Annotated in this window: 12 protein-coding genes and 2 tRNA genes; 6 read left to right on the top strand and 8 right to left on the bottom strand. The window is 34.1% G+C overall.

The genetic code is table 11. The annotated features are described in order from the left end of the window. Positions 1-79 precede the first annotated feature (79 nt). From NBRC110019_RS16465 to NBRC110019_RS16430, 8 genes are all read right to left on the bottom strand, one after another. Positions 80-153, bottom strand: a tRNA-Pro gene (locus NBRC110019_RS16465). A 43-nt stretch (positions 154-196) separates the two neighbouring features. Next, positions 197-2,320 carry a methylmalonyl-CoA mutase gene (scpA, locus tag NBRC110019_RS16460; protein ID WP_281756570.1) on the bottom strand — a complete coding sequence of 708 codons (2,124 nt, stop codon included), beginning with the start codon at positions 2,318-2,320 and terminating at the stop codon, positions 197-199. Positions 2,321-2,330: 10 nt separating this feature from the next. After that, positions 2,331-3,698, bottom strand: coding sequence for a methylmalonyl-CoA mutase subunit beta (locus NBRC110019_RS16455; RefSeq protein WP_281756569.1), 1,368 nt, complete (start codon positions 3,696-3,698; stop codon positions 2,331-2,333). 237 nt (positions 3,699-3,935) lie between these two features. Further along, positions 3,936-4,262, bottom strand: a complete 327-nt coding sequence (locus tag NBRC110019_RS16450; protein ID WP_281756568.1) for an FtsB family cell division protein — start codon at positions 4,260-4,262, stop codon at positions 3,936-3,938. 6 nt (positions 4,263-4,268) lie between these two features. Beyond that, positions 4,269-4,877, bottom strand: coding sequence for a uridine kinase (gene udk / locus NBRC110019_RS16445; protein ID WP_281756567.1), 609 nt, complete (start codon positions 4,875-4,877; stop codon positions 4,269-4,271). Positions 4,878-4,928: 51 nt separating this feature from the next. After that, positions 4,929-6,173 (bottom strand): multidrug effflux MFS transporter, encoded by a 1,245-nt coding sequence (locus NBRC110019_RS16440; protein ID WP_281756566.1) that lies wholly within the window; start codon positions 6,171-6,173, stop codon positions 4,929-4,931. Between the two features lie 201 nt (positions 6,174-6,374). After that, the gene (locus NBRC110019_RS16435; protein WP_281756565.1) at positions 6,375-6,800 is read right to left on the bottom strand and encodes a c-type cytochrome; all 426 of its coding nucleotides are present in this window, start codon (positions 6,798-6,800) and stop codon (positions 6,375-6,377) included. Between the two features lie 5 nt (positions 6,801-6,805). Then, positions 6,806-7,963, bottom strand: a complete 1,158-nt coding sequence (locus tag NBRC110019_RS16430) for a PQQ-dependent sugar dehydrogenase (RefSeq protein ID WP_281756564.1) — start codon at positions 7,961-7,963, stop codon at positions 6,806-6,808. Between the two features lie 201 nt (positions 7,964-8,164). Here NBRC110019_RS16430 and NBRC110019_RS16425 point away from each other — a divergent pair. The 6 genes from NBRC110019_RS16425 (at position 8,165) to NBRC110019_RS16400 (ending at position 12,310) form a co-directional block, all read left to right on the top strand. Beyond that, a tRNA-Pro gene (locus NBRC110019_RS16425) sits at positions 8,165-8,239 on the top strand. A 251-nt stretch (positions 8,240-8,490) separates the two neighbouring features. Beyond that, positions 8,491-8,685, top strand: coding sequence for an Arm DNA-binding domain-containing protein (locus tag NBRC110019_RS16420; protein WP_281756563.1), 195 nt, complete (start codon positions 8,491-8,493; stop codon positions 8,683-8,685). Between the two features lie 122 nt (positions 8,686-8,807). Then, positions 8,808-9,236 carry a hypothetical protein gene (locus NBRC110019_RS16415; RefSeq protein WP_281756562.1) on the top strand — a complete coding sequence of 143 codons (429 nt, stop codon included), beginning with the start codon at positions 8,808-8,810 and terminating at the stop codon, positions 9,234-9,236. A gap of 292 nt (positions 9,237-9,528) precedes the next feature. After that, positions 9,529-10,092, top strand: coding sequence for an HNH endonuclease (locus NBRC110019_RS16410; RefSeq protein ID WP_281756561.1), 564 nt, complete (start codon positions 9,529-9,531; stop codon positions 10,090-10,092). Between the two features lie 141 nt (positions 10,093-10,233). Continuing rightward, entirely contained in the window at positions 10,234-10,938 is a 705-nt protein-coding gene (locus NBRC110019_RS16405) for a hypothetical protein (protein WP_281756560.1), read from the top strand. A gap of 64 nt (positions 10,939-11,002) precedes the next feature. Then, on the top strand, positions 11,003-12,310 hold the full coding sequence (locus NBRC110019_RS16400) for a hypothetical protein (RefSeq protein ID WP_281756559.1): 1,308 nt from the start codon (positions 11,003-11,005) through the stop codon (positions 12,308-12,310). Positions 12,311-12,380: the final 70 nt, after the last annotated feature.

The following is a 12,380-nucleotide window of genomic DNA, read 5'->3' as shown; positions in this document are numbered from 1 at the left end:
ATTGAAGATAAAAAATAACCCCGCCAAATTGACGAGGTTTTTATTATTATCTCTTGATTTTACAAGTGTTTTAGCTTTGTCGGGATGACTGGATTCGAACCAGCGACCACACGCACCCCATGCGTGTACGCTACCAGACTGCGCTACATCCCGTAAATAAGGGATGCAAATATAACTGTTTCTGAATAATTAGAAATTACTCTTTACTCAGAATTTCTAAAATTGTAATAGCTGCATCACTAATTTTGGTACCAGGACCAAATACCGCTACGGCACCGGTTTCAAACAAATAATCATAGTCTTGTTGAGGGATAACACCACCCACAATCACCATAATATCTTCTCTACCATATTTTTTAAGCTCTTCTACCACTTGCGGAACCAAGGTTTTGTGTCCGGCAGCTAACGACGAGACTCCCAATATATGTACATCATTTTCTACAGCTTGTTTAGCTGCTTCTGCAGGTGTTTGGAAAAGGGGACCTATGTCTACGTCAAAACCAACATCGGCATATCCTGTGGCAACTACTTTAGCCCCACGGTCGTGCCCGTCCTGACCCATTTTAGCAATCATAATTCTAGGTCGTCTACCTTCAGCTTCCGCAAAGGCATCGGCCATTTCTCTGGCTTTTTCAAAGCTTGCGTCGTCTTTTATTTCTTTACTATACACCCCGTTAAACGATTGAATTTTTGCTTTATATCTCCCGAATACTTCCTCTAAAGCATCGCTTATTTCTCCTAAGGTAGCTCTTTTTCTAGCAGCATCAACAGCTAATGCTAATAAATTTTCGTTTCCAGTTTTAGCCGCTTCAGTTAATTTGGCCAACGCAGCATTAACTGCATCGGTATTACGTTCGGCTTTAATTTTTTCCAATTGTGCAATCTGTTGACGACGCACCTCTTGGTTATCTACCTCTAATATTTGTAACGGATCTTCTTGGGCTAAACGGTATTTGTTTACCCCTACAATCACATCTTGATTACTGTCGATACGAGCTTGTTTTCTGGCAGCAGCTTCTTCAATACGCATTTTAGGAATACCCGCTTCAATAGCCTTGGTCATTCCTCCATGTTCTTCTACTTCTTGTATTAATTTCCAGGCTTTATCTGCAATTTCTTTGGTTAACGTTTCTACATAATAACTACCAGCCCAAGGATCTACCGTTTTGGTGATATGGGTTTCTTGTTGTAAATACAACTGGGTATTACGTGCAATACGCGCAGAGAAATCGGTAGGTAATGCAATGGCTTCGTCCAACGCATTGGTATGTAAACTTTGTGTTCCCCCAAAAGCGGCAGCGGAGGCCTCTATACAGGTACGTGCTACATTGTTAAACGGATCTTGCTCAGTTAAACTCCATCCACTGGTTTGACTGTGCGTACGTAATGCCAATGATTTTGCATTTTTAGGACTGAATTGTTTTACCAATTTAGCCCATAACATTCTACCGGCACGCATTTTAGCAATTTCCATAAAGTGATTCATGCCAATAGCCCAAAAGAACGAAAGTCTAGGAGCAAAGCTATCAATATCCATTCCAGCTTCTAAGCCTGTGCGTATGTATTCTAAACCATCTGACAATGTGTAGGCTAATTCAATATCGGCAGTAGCACCAGCCTCTTGCATGTGATAACCAGAAATACTAATACTATTGAATTTAGGCATGTTTTTACTGGTATACTCAAATATATCAGCAATAATTTTCATAGATGGTGTAGGGGGGTAGATGTACGTATTACGTACCATAAATTCCTTTAAAATATCATTTTGAATAGTTCCTGAAAGTAATTCAGGAGCTACACCTTGTTCTTCGGCAGCTACAATGTAAAAAGCCATAATAGGTAGTACGGCCCCGTTCATAGTCATAGAAACCGACATTTGATCTAACGGAATCTGATCGAACAGTACTTTCATGTCCTCAACAGAGTCTATGGCAACTCCGGCTTTCCCTACATCGCCTAGTACACGTTCATGATTACTGTCGTACCCACGGTGTGTAGCAAGGTCAAACGCTACGGATAACCCTTTTTGTCCGGCGGCTAAATTTCTACGGTAGAACGCATTACTTTTTTCTGCAGTAGAGAATCCGGCATATTGTCTAATTGTCCATGGACGCATTACATACATAGTGCTATACGGTCCTCTGAGATTAGGTGCAATTCCGGCAACAAAATTAAGGTGTTCTGCAGTTTCTATATCTTTTTCGGTATAGGTTCTCTTAACTGTAATACCTTCAGCCGTAGTAAACGTATTGGTATTCAACACCTTTTCAGTGGCCGTGTTTTTTAATGTTAAACCTTGTATGTTTTTTCTACTCATACTAATAGTTTTATTCATTTTCTAAACGTTTTTTCTCTAAGGTTTCGGCTAAACGTTTTTCTATGATAGGTTCAATAAGCGTTTTCTTTACATCTGTTTTTACAAAAGGATACAATTGTAAATCGTGTTTTATTTTGTCTTGCGGATTCGGATACTTGTTAGTACCTATAGCAACCAAGTCATTTGCATCAAATAAGACTTGCTCTTCTTTGGCACTTTCTTTAATTTTTTTCTGAATCGTATGCTCTTTTAATTGCGAAAGAAAACCACCGCCTTTTTCTATGGTTTTAAAAATATCGAGTGCTTTTTCAGCCAATTGTTTGGTAAGACTTTCTATATAATACGTTCCTTCGGTAGGGTTTGCAACCAAATTGAAGTAACTTTCATGTTTTAATATTAATAGTTGATTACGTGCTATCCGATTACCAAATTCATTCTCTTTATGAAATAAGCCATCGTAAGCGGTGTTACTTACAACATTTGCGCCACCTAATACCGCACTCATGCACTCTGTAGTGGTACGTAGCATGTTTACATTATAATCGTAAATGGTTTTGTTACGTTTACTAGGTGTTGCGTAGATAAAACAAGTTTCGGTAGCACTGTAAGCTTCAGCAAGAGTACTCCATAAAACACGAAGTGCTTTTATTTTAGCGATTTCGAAAAAGTAATTAGATCCTATTGCTATATCAAAAACAAAAGAGAGAGCTATACTTTCTTTAAAATGATTCAGATACTCATTAGCATGCCCCAGGGCATATGCTAATTGCTGAACGGTTGTAGCACCTGCATTTTGATAAAGAGCGGTATCAATACCCAAAGCAATAGGGAAATCACTTTTAGTAGCTAGTAAAGATTCTAAAATGGAGTGATCTTCAGCTAGGCTTATATACCAGTTTCCAGTAAGGGCTAAATTACCAATAATATCTATTACAATATATCCCTTTGCCTTATGCGAAGCTAACACAGCTTGGAGTTCTTTAATATAGCTTTCTGAAATAAAATGGCAATAGATATAAAGAGGCGTAGTATCAAACGGAAAACCATCTAACAGCATATCAATTTTAGTAGACGCAGCCGGAATTTCGAATCGGATACTTTCAGCACCTCTCGAAATATAATCTAGTGCTAGTTTACGAGCTATTTTTTCGTCGCCTACATAAACTTTTTGATTAATAAGCCAATCTTCTCCTTTAATCGGAGTTTTAGGGATATCTTTAAGATCTTCATTGGTGTAAAAAGGTTTTACATCTATACCTTCGGGTGTTCTCCATATTAGCGTATCGTTGTAATCTTTTCCTTTAAGGTCAACTTGAATTTTTTGCTTCCATTGATTAGAAGGAACATCATTAAAGTCTGTAAATAATTGATTGTTCATAGCCTATTGAATCTACTGTATCTCCAAAAATCGTAAAAAAAAATTGATCTATAAAGAAATAAAGAGAGAATTGCTTTTACTTTAAATTGTGGTATAATCAAGGGCTGTAGCTAGTTTTTGGGCTATTTTAGTTTTGTATATTCGCTAAAATACTATACAAAAAAATGATAAATATGATTATTTACAACGTTTTATTAGAAGGATTGATGCTATAGGGGACGAATTTAATAGAGTCTATTACTTGGTAATGGAGTCGAATTCTATTAAATAGATTTCCTCGTTATTTTTTTTATAGTAGTACTTTTCACGAGCAAACTTTTCAAGGGTAGCACTATCCTGCAATTGCTTTATAAGCGCTTTATCTTTTTCAATTTCCCGTTTTAGGTGGTCTTGTTGTTCGCGTAGTTTTATAATCTCTTTGTCTGATTCACTATGTGAAAAGTACCAAGAGTTGGTATCAAAAAATAGCATCCATATAATAAATGCAATGCTAACGATTACGTAAACATTGGCAAATATTTTAAAATACTTGTTACTTTTTATGTTACCCAACAACTTTTTCATTACAAGTTACAGTAAACGTTCGTTTATAATGGTACGTACTATATTAACAGCAACAGTATTGTATTTATTATTTGGTATAATAATATCTGCATACTCTTTTGTAGGCTCTATAAACTGCTGATGCATTGGTTTTAAGGTGTTTTGATATCTGTTCAACACTTCGTCAATATCTCTACCACGTTCTGCAATATCACGTTTTAAACGTCTTATAAGACGTTCGTCAGAGTCGGCATGAACAAATATTTTAATATCAAAAAGCTCTCTAATATCAGGATGAGTAAAAATTAAAATACCTTCTACAATCATTACCTTTCTAGGGTGTGTTAAAATGGTATCTTCTGTTCGGTTATGCTTAACAAATGAATATACGGGTTGTTCTACACTATTTCCTTTTTTCAACTCCTTTAAATGCTCCATCAGTAAATCAAAGTCAATAGCTCGCGGATGATCAAAATTAATTTTGGTACGTTCCTCATAGCTCAGGTGAGGAGCAGACTGATAGTATGAATCTTGCGAAATCACTCCGACCTCTTCATTAGGAAGTTCGTTAATAATTTGATTTACAACAGTTGTTTTACCACAACCAGTTCCTCCGGCAATTCCTATAATAAGCATATCTGTTTCTTAATTCGGTTATTGCAAAAATAGGAATTACAATAGTTATTTTTAGGATTGTGAATTACTTTTTGGCAACCTGCCACTTTTCACCTTTCGCTGGTAACGGAAAAACAACAATGCGCTAAGTATATAAAGTACTAAACATAAGGCAGCCAGTGGGATAGCCGACTCCATGCCAATAGCACTTAAGATGAATGATACAAGGGCACCAAAAATCATTTTAATACTCCCTACTAATGCAGATGCCCTGCCTGCTTTTTTTCCAAACGGATTTAAAGATAACGAGGTTGCATTCGGGTTTTGGAATCCCAAGAAAAACATCATTATAAACATGAGTCCGTATGAAACATAGAAACTATCAATGGTGAGTGTATTTATCAAAAACAATAAAGCAATACCAACTAAGATCAGGCTTATTTTAAGACTTAGTTCTAATACCCCAATTTTTTTAATTACAAATCGGTTTACCTGACTTCCAATAATAAGTGCGGCAGCATTAACACCTAGTAGCACAGCGAAATCTTCAATACCATATACTTTATTAAAAAATACAGGTGCATCACTAATATAAGCAAACATGGCACCTATGGTAAATCCGCCTGCCATAGAGAATGTGAAAAATTCAGGATGTGACAGTATGTGGATATAGTTTTTAACAATATTCAATGGCTTTAAACTTACTTTTTTGTTGGGGACACTACTTTCTGGTAATAAGAAAAACACATTTAAAAACATAAGAACAGCAAATCCAGCAAGAAACAGAAATATCTCGGGCCAATTAAAAAACGCTATGATTAAACGTCCTACCAGAGGTGCTGCAATAGGTGCTCCTCCCATAATAAGCATTAAAATAGACATGGCACGCGCCACTTCTATATTACTTTTAAATAAATCTCTTAAAATAGCTTTTGAGGAAACCATACCAGCAGAGGCTCCAATAGCTAAAAAGAACCTACCAACAATTAATTCGGTTAGATTGGCAGCAAAGTAACAGCCAATAGCAGCCGCTATATAAATTAGTAAACTTAAAATTTGCGGAATCCGCCTTCCAAACCTATCCATAATAGGCCCAAAGGCTAACTGACCTAAAGAGATACCAATAAAGTAACTAGACAACGTTAACTCTATAGCATGTTCGGTAGTATTAAAATCTAAGGCAATATTCGTAAATGATGGAGTATATGTATCTATAGAAAAAGGACCTAAGGCTATAAGTGTACCTAATACATACAGGATAGTACCTTTATGTTCTGTGGTAACGTGTTTCGGGGCTTTTAAAATGCTTTTTAACATTTTGCAAAGGTCGTAATAAAACTAGAGGAAACACATTTTGTAAATGGCTTTAACTAAGAATTAATACTACAACCTTTACTCTATAATCGAGGTTAAATGCTATGGGATTTTTCTGAAAATAGAAATGTACTTTTTACTAAATGATTCGTGGGATTGCCTCGAAGTAGTTTATAGGCAGGTAAAGATTTGAGTAACCGAGTATCATTCTTTAATGGCTTGTACTTCTTTTTCGGTAACAAGTTGGGTATTTGTATTGCTCCAGCTATTCGAAATGTAATTAATTACATCTGCCACTTCATCATCATAAAGTCCTAATGTGGTCATAAGATTGTTGTAGGTTATACCATTAACTGTAATCTCGCCTTTAATACCATATTTAACAGCTCGTATAGCTTTGGTTCTGTCACCTGTTAACCAGTCCGATTCATCTAAGGGAGGAAAGGCAGGAGCAATTCCTTTACCGTTGGGTAAATGGCAAGTAACACAAAATTCAGTATAGATATCTTTTCCCCGTGCAATACTTTTTTCCAATTCCGTTTGCTGATGAGTATACCTTACATGGGTAGTTGTATGAGCTACGCTGCTAAGTATAACAAAAGCTGTTACTACAGTAAATACTTTAATCATGCTTTTTATTTATGAACTAATTTCATAATTCCGGTACCTTCTACCGCTACATAGATGAATCCGTCGGGACCCTGTACTACATTACGAACCCTACCAATGTTCTCTATCAATTTTTCGCGTTTGGTTACGTTTTTTCTATCTAAAACCAAATGTTCTAGGTATTGAAATTTAAGTGATCCTACAAGTAGATTTCCTTGTAACTCCAGATATTTTTCTGAAGATACATAGGTAAATCCTGAAGGGGCAATAGATGGAACCCAATAGTAGATCGGATCTTCAAATTCGGGTCGGGTACGTTCATCGGTTATAGGCGTACCATTATAATTTTCGCCATAGGTAACTATAGGCCAACCATAGTTTGCGCCCTCTTTGATAATGTTTATTTCGTCACCCCCTTGCGGACCATGTTCATGCTCCCAAATTTCCCCCGTTACCGGATGTATAAACAACCCCTGCGGATTTCGGTGTCCGTAACTATAAATAGCCTTTTTAGCGTTGTTTTTTGCGTAAAAGGGATTATTAGCAGGGATAGAGCCATCCTCATTGAGGCGGTATACTTTGCCATTATCTCTAGTTATATCTTGTGGATTCTCATCACGGTTACCACGTTCCCCAGCTGTGAAAAAAATATGTCCTTTACCATCAAAGGCAATTCTACTTCCAAAATGATAGCTTTTAGTTGTATTAGGAGCAGCCTTATACAATACCTTAAAATTAGTAATAGCGTTGTTTTTTATTTGCGCTCTTGCCAATGCTGTATTGCCACCACGTTCTTTTCCTTCGGGTGAGGCATAGGTAAAATAGATAAATCCGTTTGTAGCATAATCGGGGTGTGCGGCAATGTCTAACAAACCACCCTGACCTCTTAGAAATACTTGGGGCATTCCGGTAATTTCGGTTTTCTCGCCATTTTTAATCCAATAGAGTTCCCCTGATTTTTCGGTAACTAACATACTGCTATCCGGTAAAAAGGTGACCCCCCAAGGAATATTGAATCCGTCTACTACTAATTCAGTTGTGTATTTGGTGTTAGAAGTAGCCGGAATAGGTTCCGACAGTTTTTTCTCTTTTGTATCTACTACTGTTAAATTACCTTTAGATTTGGTGGTAGTTGTACAGGCTATCAAAGAGGCAATACATATGAGTAAGATGAATTTATTCATGAGTTTTTGTTAAGCGTTTCTAAGGTAGCAATTATAATTGGGGATTGCTAAAATAGTAACCATATTTTAGGTGGTTGTAGTCTGATAATTAAGGGTTTAAAAAAGTAAGATTTAGAAAGCTTAAATAAAAGTAAAAATTAGGTTGTGGGTGTTAATAGAATTGCTATATTTGCATCCTCAATTTGATAAGGAATTGAAAAACGGGGTGTAGCGTAGCCCGGTCATCGCGCCTGCTTTGGGAGCAGGAGGTCGCAGGTTCGAATCCTGCCACCCCGACAAAATAGTATATCAATCTATATCAAAAACCTGTTAATCGTATGATTTTCAGGTTTTTTCATTTTTAAGGGTATCATATGAATGTAAATAATACTGTTAAAAAAGACAACAAATCGGATAACAAATTCATTTTAGAAAAAGTGTTGACCGAATTGTTAAAATTGAATGGTTAGTTGTTAGAATAAATGTATCTTTAAAGTGATTTGACTTTTGTCTGGTAATAAAATAAGTATTAACAAAACGACGAAATCATGAAAACAACAGCAACTTTCAGCATTTTGTTCTGGGCAGATTTTTCTAGAGCAAAAAACAACCAAGCCTCCATTTACGTAAGAATCACGGTTAATGGTAAACGCGCAACAATCAGTTTAAAACGAAAAGTTCCCGTATCCGATTGGGATGTTCATAAAGGACGCTCCCGAGGGACTAATCAAAATACCCTTTAAAAAAGGAACTTATAAATCTTTTAAAGAAGCAAATACCATTACATTCAGTCTATGTGCTTAGTGTCAACAAAGAAAAGAAAAAGCAGAATACCCTTTTGTCTCCACAAATTAGAACTACCCAAATGATGGTGATATATACACTACTTATTATCACTTATAAACCTATTTCTAAGAGGCTTGGGGACTTTATGGACGATGTCTATAATAAGATGCAACAACGTTGTAAAATTTATGCCATAACATACACCTTATCAAAGGTGAAGAAAAAATTAAATTTTGGAGACAATTTTTTATCCCAAGCCATTTTTCATACATCTTGTATATATAATACAGATGACGCTTTATCAAAATTCAGCAATTTTGGTTTGCATTTTCATCCATGTGTTTATAATCGCATCAAAGATACTTGGAAGTCTCGTATGTTTCGTGCGGAATATTTACTTTCCATTTTAAACACGATAGAACCCAAAGAAGATTCTACTTCCAGATTGGCGGTTATGCACTATGTTTTAGAACAGGTTTGTATGGGGTTGCTTTATGTGTTTTGGTAGTTTAAACCACAACATTATTCACTTTCCTATCTGCTACATTTATGTAGCAATTTTACTCAAATTCCACAGACCATATTCCCAAAAGAAACCTATGGCTTGCATCGAATATATTATATGTTATGTAATGCACACTAAATCATGCGGTTCAAAGTACAAAATGAATTCTCCAATTTTGATACTGATAAAGCTTACAACCGATGTGAACGGTTTTATAATGAAGTAAAGGCTTTAGGAGAAATACACTTGGAATATCTTAAGGAGCTTCATTGCAAAACATCATAATAATTACCCCATGAAAAAGAAAGCTAAAAAAATAGAAGAAATCAAGAAGTTAATAGATAACTTCTCAGGAGTCAAAAGTATAGCATATGGAAACAATAAAGTAAGGAAAACTGTTGAAATCGAAGTGTCTAGCAATGAAGATATAATCAGTTATATTTTAGCCCTTTTGGAAGTTTGCTATTATACTTTGGACGGCAATGGTCTTTTTATTTCACCAGCACATGAGAACTTTTCTCCTACAAGTAGTGTCACTAAGGTTATTGAACTTATAATGGATTTGTTGCCCGATAACCAAATGCATTGTATGGATACAAAAGCAAAAAAAGAATGTTTAAAGCATTATGATAGAAAATGTGTGCTTTGCGGATTTGAAGATAAAACTTCCAAATACACAAATATCGACATTATCGAAGTACATCATTTGAAACCAATATCAGAAATTAACGAGGAATATATTGTTAATCCGATTAAGGATTTAAGACCTGTTTGCCCGAATTGTCATAGAGCATTACACTCGAAAGTTCCTGCTTACAGTATCGAAGAATTGAAAATCGTGCTAAATAACAACTGCTAACACCGTATAAAATTAATTGCTGGTTTTAGCCAATTTACGAAAGTCCTCGCGGACTTTCTATCTGCGATTTATTTGCTATATTTAGTGCTTAAATCACGCAACTAATCTTATACAATCACGTTGGGTGTAATTTGAAAACATATGAACGAGACATTAGAAAAAATAAATAAAAAATTGAAACCTTATCACTCGTTATTGACTATGATAGGTTTTTTCTTAATGCTATTTATCGGAGCATATAAGTTCGTAATATCACCATCAGATTTAAAAATAACTATTCAAAATGACAGAGTCTCATATCCAAATTTAATAGGAGAATTTTATAGCGAAATAAGTTCGTTCATAATTGACAATGACACGTTACAAACTGAAACGACTACTATATACAATTTTTTACTAAAAACAACTGATTACAAACGTATAACTCTAAAAAACACAAGTTCTAAAACTTTAAGAGGTGTAAAATTTAAGCAAATAAATACAGACGCATTAACAGCTTATAGTGTTAGCAGTGATTTTTTAACTAATAATGAAGAACAGAGTTTAAAACAAAATCTTGTTTTTGATGAAACTAGAAATATTGTTTATTTTAAAAGTGATATAGAAATCCCACCAAATTCCCAAGTTTTCATAAACATTTGGGGTAATTTTAAAGAAGAAATAATTAACAACAATGTAATTGTAAATCACGATGGTGGTGATGGACACATTGAAAAAACATATAATGTTAGTGGCTTGAAAGGTTATTTCGTTAATAATTCATTTGAATTTTTAGTAATATTAATCCTCATTTTTATAGTTGTTTACTATGTGGGAATAAAAAATGTAAAGTCAAATGATATTTAGGAGGATTTTAGGTAATATAATTGACTTTCTAATATATATAATATTTTTCTTCATTCTATTTAAAATGTCTGGACTGGAGACTGATACAAACCATTTGTATTACTTCTATTTTATAGCTTTCATATTGACATTTTTACTTCCTGTAGTCTTAATTGAAAATACCATTGGTAAAGCAATAGTAAAATTAAAATGGAAAAAAGCACCTGACATCAAATTAAAATTGGGTCTAAAATATTCTTTTTATTATTTATCAGTTGCACCATCCTTCTCAATACTTTCCGCAATTTCAACTTTTCCACTTTTAAACCCTAACATTGGGAATTTTGACAAGATTTTATCTTTCCAATTACTAATTGTGTATATAATAGTTGATGGTTTGGTATTTATTTTAAGCTTAGGTAAGTTTCATTTAGCAGATTATGTCCTAAATCTGAACATTAACCAACACAATTTTGTTAAGAAGCCATTTAAAACACTCGGTGTTGTATATCTATTTTTTGGCTTACTATTTTTCGCTAGTATCTATACGTATAAATATAATCTAACCTTTTCTAGTTTAAGTGATTCATTTAATAATAGTATTTACAAAGAACAATATCCTACAGATTTATTTTATGGAAGTTACGTTTTTACATTAAAAGAAAAATCACCTAACGTATTTACGCCTTCTAAACCATTATCATTCATATATACTCAAAAACTACCCCAAAAAACTCTTTATTTAAATTTACCAGAAGATGTTTTCAACTCTGAAACTGAAAGAAAAAAAGTTTGTATTGATTTGATTCTAAAATCAAATCGAAATGATGTGTTTTCTGATTTTGAACCAAGACAAACAAGAATAGTTTTATCAAATATAAAGCGTGGGTTTTTTCTTGAATATTACAACTATTTCTATATCTATTATTTTGATAATAAGCTACCGGACTGGAATATCTATGGTGGTGTTAAGGCTGATTCAATTACAATGAAAAATTATATAAATTTTAATTATAATTTCAACAAAGGGCTTTTAGCTAAAATCAACTTAATAGAAAAAGAGTTTGGACTAACTTGGAATGAGATTGTGGAAAAGGCTGAAACAAATAAAGAATTCGAGGAAAAAGTTCAAAAATTATACAACACATATTTTGAGACTACATTTTATGGCAATAGGCTGGAAATAAAAATTGATTCATCAAAATTAGTGCTCAATAGAATTAATTTTTCTGACACAAAACTTAATGGTTGTATGGGAATAAACTTTCCAGTATCCAATTTAGAACAACGAGTTAATTTGACAAATCATTTGAATGGTGAAATTATTGAATATGATGAGAATGTTGACTATTTAAAATTATTAAGGGAAGAAGTAACAAATGAAGGAATTTAAAAACTACACCCAACAACGTATATAAAATGTAGGCTTCCCAAAAAATCAGACAGTATAAAATCAATTTATT

Origin of the sequence: Neptunitalea chrysea, from assembly GCF_027924145.1 — a bacterium.
Taxonomy (GTDB): Bacteria; Bacteroidota; Bacteroidia; order Flavobacteriales; family Flavobacteriaceae; genus Neptunitalea; species Neptunitalea chrysea.
This window is presented reverse-complemented; position numbering and strand designations above follow the sequence as displayed.